Genomic DNA, 16,145 nt, shown 5'->3' with positions numbered 1-16,145 from the left:
ATCTTCATTTCGCCGACGATCAGCCATGCCGCCATCGGCCGATAAGTCGGATGAATCGTGGACGATCGAAGTAGAACGGGCGCGCGACCCTGCACGTCGTCCGACGCCCGCTACTTCGACGCTTGCTGACCCTCAACCACGCGACGGCCCCGGCCGGCTGAAGCGTTGCTCGACCACCTCGGTGCCCCAATGCGTGCCCGCGGATTCGCTGGTCAACGCAAAGCCGAACGACTCGTACAGATGGCGTGCCGAGTCCAGCCCCTTGAACGTCCACAGGTAGGTTTCGCGAAACCGCTGTGCGTCGACGAAGCGCATGGCTTCCGTCATGAGCCGGCGCCCGATGCCCGACCCGCGCAGCGCATCGTTCACGATGAACCAGCGCAGGTGCGCGACGCCGGTTGCCGGGTCGCCGTCGATCGCGAGCGATGCGAGGGTCCGCCCGTCTTCCTGGCATAGCCAGAGCGCCTTGCCGTCGGCCGGCAGCGCACCCGCGAACTCGGCCAGTTCGGTCGCCACCCGCTTTTCGAAAAACGCGCCGAAGCCCCAGTGTTCCGAATAAAAGCGCGCGTGAAGGCTCGCGATATCGCCGATGCAGCCCGGTTGGTAACCTTCGCGGATCGCCGGCGCATCGAGTGTCGCGACGGGCGCTTTCGCGGCGTTGTCCTGCGCGAGCGCATCGGCATACAGCGCGAGCGAGCGCAGCAGTGCCTGCTGGTCGGCAGGCACCATGCGGCGCAGCGCATTCGATACCTGGTCCGTCGCGAACGTGTCGATTCTTTTCTGGAGCTTTTTCCCGTCGGCGGTCAGGTACAGCTCGATCGCGCGTGCATCGTCGCTTGACACGCGCCGTTCTACGACGCCGGCGGCCTCGAGCCGCGCGAGTTGCCGGCTCGTGTTCGATTTGTCCAGCCGCAGGATGTTGCCCAGATCGCGGGCGTTGATGCCGGGCGCCATCCCGATCTCGAGGATCGCGTGGACGGCCGAAGGCGCCCAGTCGCTGTCGGCCAGCGTCGCGCGCATGAAGCCGAGCTCGCGAACCAGTTTGCGGGAGAAGTCGCGCAGCTCGAGGATCGTGGCTTCGCGGGGCTTGGCGGGAGCGTCGATGAGGTCCATGGCGGGTCCGGAAAGGTTGCGAATCGCAATCAATAATAGTTGCGGATCGCAACTTGATCAAGGTGGATTTTCATGGGGCGGGTTGCCCCGCGGGAGGTATTTCCAGAGGCCGCTGCCGGAGCGAACCAGGGCGGCGATGAGCGGTACCGGCGAGGATGGCGGAATGCCGCGAACCGGACGCATACTGGATGCATCCAGCCGGCCTGCCATGCGAGCACGGGCGTCGGCCGGTCATCGATCCGCGGCGGCGGACAATGGAGCTCACCATGAACCATCTGAAGCCGATGACGATTGCGCTGCTTGCCGGATGCGGCATCAGCGCCGGCGCGGTCCACGCTGCCGGCAGCATGGACGCGCCGCCATGCAGTGCGGCACATGCGGCAGACCAGGGCGGGATCGCCGCGATGCCGGGCACGTCGGTCCGCAGTTTTTCGACTGCAGGTTGTTCGGGCGCGGTGTTGCAGGGCGACCGTGCCACCGCGACGGTCAACGGCGACCGGGTCGAGTTGCGGGACGGCACCGTCTATGTGAACGGCCGGTCGTACGGCGCCGTCACGCCCGCGCAGACGGTCGAATACGAAGCCGCGCACGACCGGCGCACGCTGAAGGTCGACGGAGTCGTCCGCGAGCCGGTACGCTGACCGGCAGTTCAGGCCCGGGCCCGTGCTCAGATGCGCGGCAACCGCATCGCGTTCATTCGACCAGCGTCAGCCGGCCGTCGCTGAGCCGCACCTCGCGCCCGATCCACGTCGCATCGACGCGCGGCAGCACGGCCGACGGCTTGCGCAGCTCGCGCAGCAGCGTCGCGCCGTGCGACAGCCGGCCGCCCATGCGCGCGATCACGGCGCGCGCGGCCTGGTACTGCGCGTGCCGGCCCGGGTCGAGCGTGTCTTCCAGCAGGATCTCGTGGCCGAGCACGCCTTGCGTGTGGCCCGGATAGATCATGAAGCCGGCCGCCTCGTCGGTGCCTTCGCCGCCGTCCTGCCAGAAGCTGCCGTTACGTTCGCGGCGCTCGGGATGGGGCGCGAACCACGCGTCGCGGTCGGCGGCCGGCATCGCATGATGCAGGCGGAAGAACACGCGCATCAGGTTGTCGCGATACCACTCGCGCACCTGCAGATACCAGCCGCGCATGCCGGGCGCGCCGAGCGCATGGAGCACGCGTACCGGCAGCGGCCAGGCGGGAAACGCCTGCAGCGGCAGGTGGGTGGGCGCGGGCCGTGCGGTGCCCGGATCGGTTTCCCACGGCAGCCGGTGCGGGCTGTCGTCGAGCTGGCCGTATGCGGTCGGCGGGCGGCCCCACAATGCACCGCCGCTGCTGGCGAGCGACGACGCGATGCACAGGTTGCCCTGCACGACGAACACGTAGAAGCGCGTGAACCAGTCGGCCAGTTGCTGGCCGTCGGCGCGTCGTTCGACGAGCGTCGCGAGTTCCTGGTCGAAGCGCTGCAAGCCGCGCTCGAGCGTCGGCAGGTGCCCGCGCGCGACACGCAGCATGCGCCAGAACACCGGCAGCGAACGCAGCAGCCGCAGCGGGCGCCAGCGCAGCGGCGGTGTCGCGCCGCCGATCTCGCCGCTGTAGTTGCCGGCCGACACGCCCCAGTCGGCGAGGCGGGCGAGGAACAGGTCGTTGTTGATGTACGACGCGCCGCCATAGAGTGCGGTGAATGGTTCGTTGTCCTGCAGTATGCGTGCATCCCAGCGCGCCATGATCGCCGGGATGCTGCCGGCCGCGCGTCGTTGCGCATACTCGACCAGCCGGCTCGGCTGCGGCGGCAGGATCTCGGCGATGTTCGCGGCGGTCAGGTGCCGGTGCCAGCCGTAGCTGCTGATCGGACGGTACTGCAGCAGCCACAGCTGCTTGCCGTCCCACGCCCATTCGACGTCGCCCGGCACGTAATGGAACGCGCGCAGCACGCGCTGCAGGAAGGCCCACAGCTGCGTCGCGCTCAAGCCGTGCGCGGTCGGGAACGTGCCGCGCTGCCAGGGTTCGCCGAGCCGCGACAGGATCGCGCGTTGCGGGCTGGCCTGCCCGTCGGCGAGCGTTTCGAGGTGGCCTTCCACCCATTCGACTTCGACTGCCAGATGCCGCACGAACGCGATGCCCGACAGCACGGGCGTGATGAAGCGCTGCACGACCGCTTCCTCGAGGCCGCCATCGAGCAGCTCGGCCACGCGCGCGGCCGCCTGCGATGCCCGTACGCGCAGGAACGTCGTGTGCAGGCCCGCGTTGGCCGCATCGGCCTGGTCTTCGCCGTGGCTCGACGAGCGGATCGCCCACTCGGCGTCGGGCTGGCTCGCGAGAAAACCGGGCAGGCGCGGATCGTCGGCGCGGGTCAGCGACAGCGCGGGCGGCACGGGCAGGCCGGCCATCGTGGCCAGCGCGAGGCGGCCGCCCTTGGTATGCGCGACGAAGCCGGCATCGCCCGCTTCGAGCCAGTGCACGAATGCCGCCGGCGCATCGATCCACGGATAGTGTCCCCAGCCGGCCTGCAGCGTGACGGTGAGGTCGGCGCGCGCGAGGATGGCCGACCACGCGGCGGCCTGGCGCACGCCCAGCACGTTGTCCTGGTCGCCCCACACGAGTTCGATGCGATCGCTGACCCACTCGAGCAGCGGCAGCGCGGTATCGGCGCGCACGAGATCCCAGTGCGGCAGGAACGCACGGCAGCGCGCGTAGCCGGCGCCCATGCGGCGGTACTGGGCCCGCGTCCAGGTCAGGTTCGAGAACTTGCGGGCAAACAGCGTCGGGTAGTGCGCGAGCAGCCAGTGGATCGTCTTGCGCAGCGGTTTCGGCGCCATCAGTTTCGGCAGGCGCCGTTCCCACAGGAACGCACCGACAGGCGCGAGCAGCACGCTGCGGCCGAAGTGGCCGGGGCGTCGCTGCAATGCATGCAGCACCAGCAGCGCATTCACGCCGACCGCCATGATCGCGTGGCCCGGCTCGGTTGCGTCCAGCAGCGCTTGTGCATATGCGGCGAGATCTTCGCAGGGCGGCGCGGGGTTGTCGCCGAAGCCCGGCAGTTCCAGCGGCACGGGCCGGTAATGCCGGAAGTGGGGCAGTGCATCGTCCCACCAGTCGGCTGCGCTGCCGTTGCCGGCGAGGAGGTACAGGATCGGTTTGCTCATGGTGGCGTCGTCGGCGGGCGATCGTCGTGGCGGCACACGCCCGGTCGGCTCGGCGCCGCCGGTGGATGCCGCGGGTCTTGTTCGTGTTGTCGTGTTCGCGTTGCGCCGGTGCGAGTGGAATGGAAGGGCGGCCCGCTCGGCTTGATGCTTGATTTGATTGTTGCGGGCATTCTACGCGAGAAGATTCGGATGACATGCAGCCATGTCGAGCGCGACGCCATTCAGGCGCCGGTCATGAACGGTGTGTGCGGGAAGCGCTGATGCCGGCGATGAAACCGGCTTGCCGTCGTGCGTCGGGAAGGCTTCTGCTGCAGGTCTGCCGAGCGGGCGTCGATTGCGCGTTACGCGTCAGCATCCTGATCCGCGCGCGGCGTCCTGCCGGTCCAGCGTCGATACGCATGACGGAAACTGCGCGGCTCGCTGTAGCCGAGACGTTCCGCGATGGCCGCGACCGTCAGCTCGGGATCGTCGAGCATCCGCACCGCTTCGTCGCGGCGCACGTCGTCGAGCAGCGACTGAAACGTGAGGCCGTCCTTGTCGAGCCGCCGGCGCAGCGTGCGCTCCGTCAGGTGCAGTGCATCCGCGAGCGACGTCATCGACTTGAAGCGCGCGAGATCGCGCGCCATCAGCTCCTTCGCGCGATCGGCGAAGCGCGTGCCGACCGACGCGGCCCACTGCCGTTCGAGCGCCTCGCACTGGCCGTGCAGCGCATTGAAGCTGACTTCGTTCGCGAGCAGCGGCATCTCGGTGCCGTTCACCGACGTGAACACGAGCCGGTTGTCGGCTGCGTTGAACGTGACCTTGCAGCCGAAGTGGCGCGTGTAGTCGGCCGCGTTGCGCGGCGTGCGGCGCGCGAGCTGCACCTGCTCGGGCCAGACGGGCTTGCCGACGAGATCGGACACGATCAGCCGCAGGCTCGACAGGCACATGTCGACCTGGAACGCCTCGAGATCGGGCTCGCCGTTGTAGCGGCTGATCGTCACGCTCATGCCGTCCGCATGCGCATCGATACGCACATCGAAATACAGCCCCATGAACAGCGGAAACTGGCCCATGCACCGGAATGCCTGCATCACCGAGCCGCTGATCAGCATCGCGTAGCCGGCGAGGCCGAGCGTCGACACGTGCAGCCGCGCACCGATCGACAGCCCGATCGACGGCACGCCGCTGCACTGCAGCAGGTTGTGGAAGCAGCGCTGCTCCTGGCCGCGATTCACGTGCAGGTTCGGCGACGCGACTTGTTCCGCGCCGAGCCCCGTGCCTTCGAGCAGCGCGGCGCCGTCGATATGCCGCACGCGGCACTCGTCCAGCGCGACCGCGATTGCGTGGACGGTGGCGGGAATGTCCTCCTGGCGTCCTGCCGGACGCGCGAGGCCGAGCGACGAACGCAGGCTGCGTTCGGCCCGGCTCTGGTCGGGATGGGAGCGGCTGTTCATGGTGCTGATGGGGCGACGGGTCGCGTAGAACATAGCCGGAATGTCCGAAAAACGCCAGTGCCGCACAGCAGCATGCATGACTCGTCGGCGCGATATGCGGCGATGTGTCCGGAAATATCCCCCGATTACGTCCGCTTTTCTCATTCGTGGCCGATTTTTTGGCGCACCACACTTTCTCCCAGTCGTGCGCCGCCGGCCGTGCCGGGCGAACGAGTGTTGAAGCCGTGAACGCCACCCACGTGAGGACAGCATGGACAACGACAGCCCAGGTCGATACGCATCAGCCGCCGCGACGCACGACTTCGGCGCGCACGCGATGCGAGGCGACGCGGACGAACGCCGCAAGCCGCATCTGCTCGGGCTCGCGACGCTGGTGATCTTCGGCCTCGCGTACATGCTGCCGATGACGGTGTTCACGACCTACGGGATCGTCACGAGCGAGACGAACGGGCATCTGACGGCCGCGTACGCGGTCACGCTGGTCGCGATGCTGTTCACCGCGCGCAGCTACGGCCACATGGCGCGTCTGATGCCGAGCGCCGGGTCGGCCTACACGTTCGCGAGCCGCAACTTCGGCACGTCGGCCGGCTTCATGGTCGGCTGGGCGTTGCTGATGGACTACCTGTTCATCCCGATGATCAGCTACCTCGCGATCGGCATCTACATGAAGCAGATTTTCCCCGGCGTGCCGGCCAGCGTGTGGATCGTCGGCAGCATCTTGCTGATCACCGGGCTGAACATCGTCGGCATCCGGCTCGTCAATCGCGTGAACCTGATCCTGATCGCGAGCCAGCTCGTGTTCATCGCGATCTTCTTCATCGCATCCGCGCGAGTCGCGTCGGGAGAAGGGCTGTCGATGGCCGTCGCGCTGCCGTCGTCGGGCGATGCGCGTGCGATCTTCGCCGGCTCCGCGATCCTGTGCCTGTCGTTCCTCGGTTTCGATGCGGTCACCACGCTGTCGGAGGAAACACGCGAGCCGAAGCGCATCGTGCCGCGCGCGATCCTGCTCTGCACGCTGGCGAGCGGCGTGCTGTTCATGCTGGTCGCCTACGTCGGGCAAGTGGTGTTTCCCGACTGGCACGCATTCAAGGATCTCGACTCGGCCAGCCTCGAACTGATGCGGCGCATCGGTGGCGGCACGCTGTCGGCGTTCTTCGTCGCGGTGTACGTGGCCGGCTGCTTCGCGAGCGCGATGGCGGGCCAGGCAAGCGTGACGCGCGTGCTGTTCGCGATGGGCCGCGACCGGGTGCTGCCCGAGCGCGTATTCGGCCATCTGCATGCGCGGCTGCGTACGCCGGTGCGCGCGACGCTCGCGGTCGGGATCGTGTCGCTGTCGGCACTGTTCATCACGCTCGACCTCGCGTCCACGATGATCAGCTTCGGTGCGCTCGTCGCGTTCGCGGTCGTGAACCTGTGCGTGATGCGCAGCTATCTGTGCCGCCCCGAGCATCGCCGCTTCGCGGGCTGGATCACGTTCGGCGTGATGCCGGCGATCGGCTTCGCGATGAACGTGTGGCTCTGGTCGGGCCTGTCGCGCCAGACGTTCTACGTCGGCATCGGCTGGCTCGTGCTCGGACTCTGCCAGCTCGTGTGGCTGACGCGCGGCTTCACGCGCCCGGCGCCGACGCTGTCGATGAATTGAGTGACCGGCGGCCGACCGCCGGCCGCCGGTTCTGACACCCTGAAGGAGGAATCATCCATGAACGCTGTTGACGTCAATCTCGATGCGGACCTGCAGGCCATCGGCAAACGCCACCTGCTGATGCATTTCACGCATGCCGATGCGTATCGCGACAACGCGCTCACCGTGTTCGACCGCGGCGAAGGCTGCTGGCTCGTCGACCGCAACGGCAAGCGCTACTTCGACGGGCTGGCCGGTCTGTACTGCGTGCAGGTCGGCTACAGCCACGGCGCGGAAATCGGCGACGCGATCCGCGAGCAGATGGTGCGGTTGCCGTTCGCGACCAACTGGGGTGTGGGCCACGAGCCGGCGATCAAGCTTGCGCACAAGCTCGCCGCGCTCGCGCCGGAAGGGCTGAACCGCGTGTTCTTCACCTCGAGCGGCTCGGAGTCGAACGAATCGGCGATCAAGCTCGTGCGCCAGTATCACCAGTCGCGCGGCGAGCCGCAGCGGCGCAAGTTCATCGCGCGGCGTGTCGCGTATCACGGCACGTCGTTCGGCGCGCTCGCGCTGAACGGGATGACGAACTTCCGCAAGCATTTCGAGCCGCTGATGTCGGGCGTGCGGCATGTGGGCAACACGAAGCGCTACGGCCGCCCGGTGGGCGAGACGGAAGCGCAGTTCACGCGCCACCTGCTCGACGAGATCGAATCGCTGATCGTGCAGGAAGGGCCGGATACCGTCGCCGCGATCGTCGTGGAGCCGCTGCAGAATGCGGGCGGCAGCCTGACGCCGCCGGCCGGTTACGCGGCCGGTTTGCGCGACATCTGCGACCGGCACGGCGTGCTGCTGGTGGCCGATGAAGTGATCTGCGGGTTCGGCCGGCTCGGCGAATATTTCGGCTCCGCGCGCTACGGGCTGAAGCCGGACATCATCACGTTCGCGAAAGGCATCGCGTCGGGCTACGTGCCGCTCGGCGGCGTGATCGCGAGCGACGCGGTGGTCGACACGGTGCTCGATGGCCCGCAGCAGATGTTCCTGCACGGCGCGACCTACGGCGGCCACCCGGTCGCGTGCACGGCCGCGCTCGCGAACCTCGCGATCATGGAGCGCGAAGGCGTGCTGGAGAACGTCCGCAGCAATGAGGCCGTGTTCCGCCAGACGCTCGACGGCTTGCTCGAACTGCCGTGCGTGGGCGACGTGCGCGGCGACGGCTACCACTACTCGCTCGAACTCGTGACCGACAAGGCCGCGCGCCGCTGGGCGGCCGGCATCAGCGCGCAGGCATTCGTGTCGACGCTGCTCGCACCCGCGATCTTCGACGCAGGGCTGCTGTGCCGCGCGGGCGTCGATCACGAAGGCACGCCGATCGTGCAGTTCTCGCCGCCGCTCGTGATGTCGCGCGACGAGATCGTGTGGTTCGTCGCGAAGATTCGCGACATCCTCGTCGACACCTATGCGCGGGCAACGCGCTGAGCGCGGCGTCCTTCATTTCAGGAGCATTCGATGAGAACGTCACGACAGTCCTATATCGACGGCCAGTGGCTCGATCCGGCCGATGCGAAGCCGATCGACGTGATCGACCCGCGCACGGCGCGGCCGTATGCGCAGCTCAGGATCGGCGGCGCGGCCGACGTCGATCGCGCGGTCGGCGCGGCGAAGCAGGCCTTCGACACGTATTCGCGCTGGCCGGTGGACGAGCGCGTCGCGCTGCTGCGGCGCGTGCTCGACATTTACCAGCGCCGTTATGAGGAGGTCGCGCAGACGATCAGCCAGGAGATGGGCGCGCCGATCGCGTTTGCGCGCGCGGCGCAAGCCGCAGTCGGCACCGCGCACCTCGAGCAGACGATCCGCGCGTTGCAGTCGTTCCGCTTCAGCACGCAGACCGATTCGCTGCTGGTGTCGCACGAGCCGATCGGCATATGCGCGCTGATCACGCCGTGGAACTGGCCGATCAACCAGATCGTGTGCAAGGTCGCGCCGGCGCTTGCGGCCGGCTGCACGATGGTGCTCAAGCCGAGCGAGATCGCGCCGTTCAGCGCGATCCTGTTCGCGGAGATCCTGCACGAGGCCGGCGTGCCGCCCGGCGTGTTCAACCTCGTGCATGGTTACGGGCATGACGTGGGCGACGCGCTGTCGCGGCATCCGGATGTCGACATGATGTCGTTTACCGGGTCGACGCGCGCGGGCGTCGAGGTCGCGAAGGCGGCCGCCGACACCGTGAAGCGCGTGCACCAGGAGCTCGGCAGCAAGAGCCCGAACCTGATCCTGCCCGACGCCGATATCGAGGATGCGGTCACGCGTGGCGCGCGCAGCTGTTTCAGCAACAGCGGCCAGTCATGCAATGCGCCGACGCGCATGCTCGTGCACGCCGACCATCTCGCGCTGGCCGAGCAAGCGGCGCGGCGGGAGGCGGAGCGCACGATCGTCGGCGATCCGCGTTCACCGGAAACCGGCATCGGGCCGGTGGTCAGCCGCACGCAGTTCGACCGCATCCAGCACTTCATCCGGCTCGGGATCGAACAGGGTGCGACGCTCGTCGCAGGCGGGCTGGGGCGGCCGGACGGGCTCGGCGACGGGTTCTACGTGCGGCCGACGGTTTTCTCGAACGTCACGCCGGCGATGACGATCGCGCGCGAGGAGATCTTCGGGCCGGTGCTGTCGATCATGACCTACCGGACCGAAGAGGAAGCCGTCGAGCTCGCGAACGATTCGGTCTACGGGCTCGCGGCCTACGTGCAGTCGAAGGATATCGAGCGTGCGCGCAGGGTGGCGGCGCGGTTGCGGGTGGGCAACGTCCACATCAACTACCCGGCATGGAATCCGGCCGCGCCGTTCGGCGGCTACAAGCGCTCGGGCAACGGCCGCGAGTATGCGGAGTTCGGCTTGATCGAGTATCTGGAGACGAAGGGGACGACGGGGTACGCGTGAGCGTACGTACGATGTTGCGGCCGCCCGGGTGAATCGCGACGCGCATGCGCCATTGCCTGCGCCGCTCGCGGCGGCTGGCCGCCACGGCCACGCACAGCGTCGGCAGTTGCGGCGTGGCGGATACTTCCCGTGCGCTGCGAAGCACGCGGCGTCGGGCCGACGCCGCGCTCGCTGGCAATCAATCCTCGTCGGGATCCGTTGCGCCCGCATCGGATCCCGCAACGGGCGCGGCGGCCCGCCGGCGGATCTCGGAGTCGAGGATCAACCGCCCGCGCAGCTTGCCCTTCATCCGCTTCACATGCTTGGGCGCCTCGGTCATGTGCTCGACCATCAGCGCCCGGACGCGCTCGGTGTCGCGCTCGCGCGCGGCTTGCAGGATCGCCTTGTGGATCGACACGTTCGCTTCGCCGAAGCGCTTGTGCTCCACGAGCGGCGTATCGTTCCGGAACTCGATCAGCTGCCGGATCATCTCGTTGATCAGCTCGCAGCTGAAGCGCAGGAACGGGTTCGGGTTCGCGGCCGCGAGGATGTCGTGGAACGTCGTGTCCTCCTGGCGCTGGCGCAGCATGTGCCCGCGGTCGTGCACGCCCGATGCGCCGTCGCAGCACGCGATGTTCGCCTCCAGCGCCGCGAAGTCGCGCTCGCTCAGATGCGGCACGGCACCGGCCGCCAGCTCGGGTTCGAGCAGCTTGCGCACGGTGTAGATGTCGTCGATCGTCACGTCCTTGAAGAACAGGTAGTTCTGCAGGAGCTGCAGCGTGCGGTCGAGCGGCACCTCGACGACCATCCCGCCGCCCGACGGCCCCGTCGTGACCTTGATCAGCCCCTGCACCTCCAGCGACTTCAGCGCCTCGCGGATCGTACTCTTGCTCACCGCATAGAGCTGCTGCAGCTCGGCTTCGCGCGGCAGGCGATCGCCGGGCTTCAGGTCCTTCTCGGTGATCAGCCGCTTGATCTCCTCGGCGACGAGATCGGCCCGCTTCGGCTGCTTGATTTCGACCGCGAGGCCCGCCCTGGCTCGGTCCATGACCATCTTCACGACTCCTTTGTCTGACTGCGCGCCGCGTCATCGTCGACGATCCGTTCCGGCGCGGGTACGGAATTTTGCCTGATTGACACCAATTTTGATCAACTCTAGCATCAGGTTCATTCTATTTATCATGATAAATAGGATCAACCGGCGGCGCGCATCCTGCAGGGCGTGGGCACGGTTTGGCAGTCGGTCGCATCGCGTGTGTCCCCCTTTATCAGGAGCGTCAACTTGAATCGCCGAGAACTGTTGAAACTGGCCGCGCTGTCGGCCGTGCCGGGTGCGCTCGGCAGCATGTCGTCCCGAGCCGCGTTCGCGCAGGGTTCATCCATTCAGCTGGCGTGCCCGGTGCCGATGTCTGGGCCGTTCGCCGCCAACGGCAAGTACGCCGATCTCGGCATGCAGCTCGTCGTCCAGCAATACGGCAAGGTGCTCGGCGCGCCGCTCGCCTACACGGCGCTCGACACCGAGGGCAAGCCCGCGACCGCCGTGCGGCGCGTGCAGGAGATCGCGCAGCAGAAGGGAGTGCGTTTCTTCGCGGGCGGCATCCTGTCGTCCGAATCGCTGGCGATGGGCAAGGAAGTCCAGAAGGCGGGCGGCGTGTTCATCACGACGGCCGGCGCGGACGAGATCACCGGCAAGGATTGCAATGCCGCAACGTTCCGCTGGTCGGTGCCGACCTTCGGCGCGATCGAGCAGACGGTGCGCCCGTTGACCCAGATGCTGCCGAAGGCGAAGCGCTGGTACACGATCACGCCGCAATACGTGTTCGGCGACGGCCTGTTGTCGGCCGCGAAGGCGATCTTCAAGGAAAAGGGCATCGAGCATGTCGGCAACAGCTACCACTCGCTCGCCGAGAAGGAGTTCAGCGGCTACCTGACGAACGCGGCGGCCGCGCAGCCGGACGTGCTGCTGATCCTGAACTTCGGCTCGCAGTCGTCGGACACGCTGCGCCAGGCCGTCAGCTTCGGGATGAAGCGCAACTGCACGATCCTGCTCGCGTGGGCGTCGGGCCTCGAGCAGTTCGAGGCGCTCGGGCCCGACATCTGCGACGGCGTGTATTTCGGCGCGCAGTACTGGCACGCCATCGATTCGCCGCTGAACCGCGACCTCGTTAAGCGCGCGAACGCCACGTTCAAGGCGAACCCGAACTACAGCCTCGCGGGTTCGTACATCTGCTCGAAGATCCTGGTCGACGCGATGGTGAAGGCCGGCAGCGCCGATCCGAAGAAGGTGGTCGCGGCGATGGAGGGCATGAAGTACGACGGCCTCACCGGCCCGGAGGAAATCCGCAAGGGCGATCATCAGGTGCTGAAGAACTACTACCTGCTGAAGGGCAAGCCGAAGAGCCGGATGAAGAACGCGGACGACTACGCCGACATCGTCAGCTCGGGCCAGTCGTTCCTGCCGGTCGACAAGACGAGCTGCAAGCTCGCGTGACGCAGTGCACGCGTCCGCGGCCGTCGCGCGCCGCGGACGTCCGTTACCTTCCTTTCTGACACGGAAGCCATGAACGTCTATCTGCTGCAGATCGTCAACGGCATCGGCGTGGGCATGCTGTATTTCCTGCTCGCCGTCGGCCTGTCGATCGTGTTCGGCCTGCTGCGCTTCGTGAACTTCGCTCACGGCGCGTTCTACCTGCTCGGTGCGTATCTCTGCTATCAGGCGCTGCAATGGTCGGCGAATTTCTGGGTCGCGCTCGCGGTCGTGCCGCTCGTCGTCGGCGCGTTCGCGTGGAGCGTCGAAAAGCTCGTGCTGCGTCATGTGTACGCGCAGCAGCACGAATTCCACATCCTCGCGACGGTCGGGCTCGCGCTCGTGCTGCAGGAGTGCGCGATCCTCGCGTGGGGCCCGCTCGGCGACAACGTGCCGCCGCCCGATGCGCTGAACGGCGTCGTGATCTGGGGCGGCTTCGTCTACCCGAAATACCGGCTGTTCGTGATCGCGTTCACGGCCGTGCTCGCCGCGCTGCTGTGGTGGGTGCTCGAAGGCACGCGGCTCGGCAGCACGGTGCGCGCGGGCAGCGAATCGTCGGAGATGGTGTCGCTGCTCGGCATCAACGTGACGCGCGTGTTCAGCCTCGTGTTCGCGCTCGGCGCGGCGACGGCCGCGCTTGCGGGCGTGCTCGCCGCGCCGATCCGCGGCGTCGACCCGTTCATGGGCATCGAAGCGCTCGGCGTCGCGTTCGTCGTGGTCGTCGTCGGCGGGATGGGGAATTTTCTCGGGGCGCTGGTCGGCGGGCTGCTGGTCGGCATCGTGCAGAGCCTGATGAGCACGCTGTGGCCGGAAGGTGCGCGGCTGATGATCTATGTCGCGATGGCGGCCGTGCTGCTGTTGCGTCCGAACGGGTTGCTGGGGAGGGCCGCATGATCGAATCGTCGAAACCGCTGCCGCCCGGGACGGCGGCCGCGTCACGCCCGCAGCCGTGGCGCGGCGCATTGCAGCGGCCGGAAGGCTGGCTCGCGGTGGCCGTCGTGTGCGCGCTGCCGGTTGCGCTGAGCTCGGGCTCGCTCGCGACCGAGGTGCTGGTGTTCGCGCTCGCCGCGCTCGGCTGCAACCTGCTGCTCGGCTACACAGGGCTGCTGTCGTTCGGGCAGGGCATCTTCTTCGGGCTCGGCAGCTACGCGGCGGGGCTGGTGCTGACGCACGGCGTCGCATCGGTGACTGCCGCGCTGGTTGCGGCCACCGTGCTCGGTGCCGTCGCGGCCGCGCTCGTCGGCTGGTTCTCGATCCGGCAGCGCGGCACTTACTTCGTGATGCTGACGCTCGCGTTCGGGCAACTGTTCTACTTTCTCGCCTACACGACGCCGAACGTCACGGGCGGCGACAACGGGCTGCTCGACATCCCGCGCTCCGCGCTGTCCCTGTTCGGGCATCCGCTCGTTTCACTCGATTCGCCGTGGCGCTACTACGGCTTCGTCGCGGTGCTGTTCGTCGCGGTGTTCTGGCTGCTGTTGCGCGTGTCGCGCTCCGTGTTCGGCCGCACGCTGCTCGCGATCCGCGACAACGAGGCGCGTGCGGCGGCCGCCGGCTACGACGTGAAGCGCTTCAAGCTCGCGGCGTTTGTGCTGTCGGGTGCGGTCACGGGTTTCGCCGGTGCGCTGCACGCGTTGATGACGGGCATCGCGCCGCTGTCGAACATCGACTATCACACGAGCGAGATGATCCTCGTGATGACGGTGATCGGCGGCACGGGCAACCTGTTCGCGTCGGTGCTCGGCGCGGCATTCTACGTGCTGTTCGCGGACTGGCTGTCGACGCTGTGGCCGCGCTGGCTGCTGCTGCTCGGTCTCGTGCTGATCGCGGTCAGCCTGTTCATGCAGCGCGGGTTGTGGGGATTGGGGGAACGCGTCGTGGCGTCGCTGCGGCGCGGCGGACGGACGGCGACGACGACCGGGGAGCGGCAATGAGCGAAGCGATTCTCGAGGCGCGCGGCATCGTCAAGCGCTACGGCAAGTTCACGGCGCTGGGCGGCGTCGATCTGCGGATCATGCCGCGCACCGTGCATTCGGTGATCGGACCGAACGGCGCCGGCAAGACGACGCTGTTCCATACGTTGACGGGCACGCTGCCGATCACGTCGGGTTCGATCCTGTTCGACGGCCACGACGTGTCGCGCGAACCCGATCACAAGCGCGTGCGGCGTGGCATCGCGCGCTCGTTCCAGGTGACGAGCCTGTTTCCGAACCTGAGCGTGCGCGAGAACCTGCGCGTCGCCGCGCAGGGCGTCGAATCGCGGCGCGCGCTGAATCCGTGGGCGCCGCCGCGCGGAGCGCTTGCGCACGACGGCATCGTCGACGACGTGCTCGAGCGGCTCGGCCTGCAGCGCTTCGCCGATACGGCGGCCGGCGTGCTGTCGCACGGCCAGCAGCGCCGGCTCGAGGTCGGGATGGCGCTGGCGGCGCGACCGCGCGCGATCTTTCTCGACGAGCCGACGTCGGGCATGGGGATCGACGATCTCGACGACATGAAGGCACTGATCCGCGGCCTGCGCGACGACTACACGGTCGTGCTGATCGAACACAACATGGGCATCGTGATGGACATCTCGGACACGATCACGGTGATGCAGCAGGGCCGTGTGCTGGTCGAAGGCAAGCCGGACGCGATTCGCGGCGACGAGCGCGTGCGCAGCGCATATCTCGGCAACATGATCACGGGAGGCCGCGCATGATGCTCGACGTGAAGGAAGTTCATGCCTGCTACGGCAAGAGCCACATCCTGCAGGGCATTTCGCTGAACGTGAACGAAGGCGAGACGGTGACGCTCCTCGGCCGCAACGGCGCGGGCAAGTCGACGACGCTCAAGACGATCGCGGGCGTCGTCGCGCCGACCGGCGGCACGGTGACGTTCGCGGGCCGGCCGGTGTCCGGGCAGCCCGCGCACCGGATCGCCGCGCGCGGCCTGTGCTTCGTGCCGGAGCATCGCGGCATTTTCCGCCTGCTGTCGGTCGAGGAGAACCTGCGGCTCGGTGCGCGCCGCGATTCACCGTGGCAGCTCGACGACATCTACCGGATCTTCCCGCGCCTGAAGGAGCGCCGCCGCAACGGCGGCGGGCAGTTGTCGGGCGGCGAGCAGCAGATGCTCGCGATCGGCCGCGCGCTGATGAACCACCCGCGGCTGCTGATGCTCGACGAGCCGGTGGAAGGGCTCGCGCCGGTGATCGTCGAGGAGATCGTCGAGCAACTGAAGCAGATCAAGGAGGCCGGCGTTGCGATCCTGCTCGTCGAACAGAACCTCGAAGTGTGCACGCAGCTCGCGGATCGCCACTTCGTGATCGAGCAGGGCGTGATCGTCTACGAAGGCAGCAACGCGGCGTTCGCGGCCGATCACGAGGTGAAGGACCGTTACCTGGGTGTCGGCGTCGCGTAAGCGCCGCGCCCTT

13 protein-coding genes are annotated in these 16,145 nt (G+C 67.8%); 9 read left to right on the top strand and 4 right to left on the bottom strand.

Annotation, left to right across the window (positions count from 1 at the left end):
- Positions 1–132 precede the first annotated feature (132 nt).
- Entirely contained in the window at positions 133–1,113 is a 981-nt protein-coding gene (locus C5O79_RS01625; RefSeq protein ID WP_122478295.1) for a helix-turn-helix domain-containing GNAT family N-acetyltransferase, read from the bottom strand.
- A 266-nt stretch (positions 1,114–1,379) separates the two neighbouring features.
- On the opposite strand from C5O79_RS01625, the gene C5O79_RS01620 reads away from it, so the two are divergent.
- The gene (locus tag C5O79_RS01620; protein WP_122479019.1) at positions 1,380–1,754 is read left to right on the top strand and encodes a sugar ABC transporter ATPase; all 375 of its coding nucleotides are present in this window, start codon (positions 1,380–1,382) and stop codon (positions 1,752–1,754) included.
- A 52-nt stretch (positions 1,755–1,806) separates the two neighbouring features.
- Here the strand turns inward: C5O79_RS01620 and C5O79_RS01615 are convergent, their stop codons facing one another.
- Both C5O79_RS01615 and C5O79_RS01610 read right to left on the bottom strand, forming a co-directional pair.
- A complete protein-coding gene (locus tag C5O79_RS01615) occupies positions 1,807–4,242 on the bottom strand; it encodes a PEP-utilizing enzyme (RefSeq protein ID WP_163009073.1) in 2,436 nt (811 codons plus the stop codon).
- Positions 4,243–4,583: 341 nt separating this feature from the next.
- The gene (locus C5O79_RS01610) at positions 4,584–5,678 is read right to left on the bottom strand and encodes an AraC family transcriptional regulator (protein ID WP_122479014.1); all 1,095 of its coding nucleotides are present in this window, start codon (positions 5,676–5,678) and stop codon (positions 4,584–4,586) included.
- A gap of 250 nt (positions 5,679–5,928) precedes the next feature.
- Here C5O79_RS01610 and C5O79_RS01605 point away from each other — a divergent pair, with 250 nt between their 5' ends.
- Genes C5O79_RS01605 through C5O79_RS01595 form a run of 3 tightly spaced genes read left to right on the top strand, consistent with a single transcriptional unit; the run spans position 5,929 to position 10,230 of the window.
- The gene (locus tag C5O79_RS01605) at positions 5,929–7,320 is read left to right on the top strand and encodes an APC family permease (RefSeq protein WP_122478293.1); all 1,392 of its coding nucleotides are present in this window, start codon (positions 5,929–5,931) and stop codon (positions 7,318–7,320) included.
- Between the two features lie 57 nt (positions 7,321–7,377).
- The gene (locus C5O79_RS01600) at positions 7,378–8,775 is read left to right on the top strand and encodes an aspartate aminotransferase family protein (RefSeq protein WP_122478291.1); all 1,398 of its coding nucleotides are present in this window, start codon (positions 7,378–7,380) and stop codon (positions 8,773–8,775) included.
- 30 nt (positions 8,776–8,805) lie between these two features.
- On the top strand, positions 8,806–10,230 hold the full coding sequence (locus C5O79_RS01595) for an aldehyde dehydrogenase family protein (protein ID WP_122478289.1): 1,425 nt from the start codon (positions 8,806–8,808) through the stop codon (positions 10,228–10,230).
- Between the two features lie 178 nt (positions 10,231–10,408).
- Here the strand turns inward: C5O79_RS01595 and C5O79_RS01590 are convergent, their stop codons facing one another.
- A complete protein-coding gene (locus C5O79_RS01590; protein ID WP_039355135.1) occupies positions 10,409–11,263 on the bottom strand; it encodes an FCD domain-containing protein in 855 nt (284 codons plus the stop codon).
- A gap of 228 nt (positions 11,264–11,491) precedes the next feature.
- Here C5O79_RS01590 and C5O79_RS01585 point away from each other — a divergent pair, with 228 nt between their 5' ends.
- From C5O79_RS01585 to C5O79_RS01565, 5 genes are all read left to right on the top strand, one after another.
- Positions 11,492–12,700, top strand: a complete 1,209-nt coding sequence (locus C5O79_RS01585; protein ID WP_046547136.1) for an ABC transporter substrate-binding protein — start codon at positions 11,492–11,494, stop codon at positions 12,698–12,700.
- 69 nt (positions 12,701–12,769) lie between these two features.
- Positions 12,770–13,630 carry a branched-chain amino acid ABC transporter permease gene (locus C5O79_RS01580; RefSeq protein WP_039355129.1) on the top strand — a complete coding sequence of 287 codons (861 nt, stop codon included), beginning with the start codon at positions 12,770–12,772 and terminating at the stop codon, positions 13,628–13,630.
- Positions 13,627–14,670 carry a branched-chain amino acid ABC transporter permease gene (locus C5O79_RS01575; protein ID WP_122478286.1) on the top strand — a complete coding sequence of 348 codons (1,044 nt, stop codon included), beginning with the start codon at positions 13,627–13,629 and terminating at the stop codon, positions 14,668–14,670. Before C5O79_RS01580 ends, C5O79_RS01575 begins: the two co-directional genes overlap by 4 nt.
- Positions 14,667–15,434, top strand: coding sequence for an ABC transporter ATP-binding protein (locus tag C5O79_RS01570; protein ID WP_021160139.1), 768 nt, complete (start codon positions 14,667–14,669; stop codon positions 15,432–15,434). Before C5O79_RS01575 ends, C5O79_RS01570 begins: the two co-directional genes overlap by 4 nt.
- Positions 15,431–16,132 carry an ABC transporter ATP-binding protein gene (locus C5O79_RS01565; protein ID WP_059645998.1) on the top strand — a complete coding sequence of 234 codons (702 nt, stop codon included), beginning with the start codon at positions 15,431–15,433 and terminating at the stop codon, positions 16,130–16,132. The genes C5O79_RS01570 and C5O79_RS01565 overlap by 4 nt, the downstream gene beginning before the upstream one ends.
- Positions 16,133–16,145: the final 13 nt, after the last annotated feature.

Source organism: Burkholderia sp. SRS-25 (genome assembly GCF_004343765.1).
In the GTDB taxonomy this organism is placed as follows: Bacteria; Pseudomonadota; Gammaproteobacteria; order Burkholderiales; family Burkholderiaceae; genus Burkholderia; species Burkholderia contaminans.
This window is presented reverse-complemented; position numbering and strand designations above follow the sequence as displayed.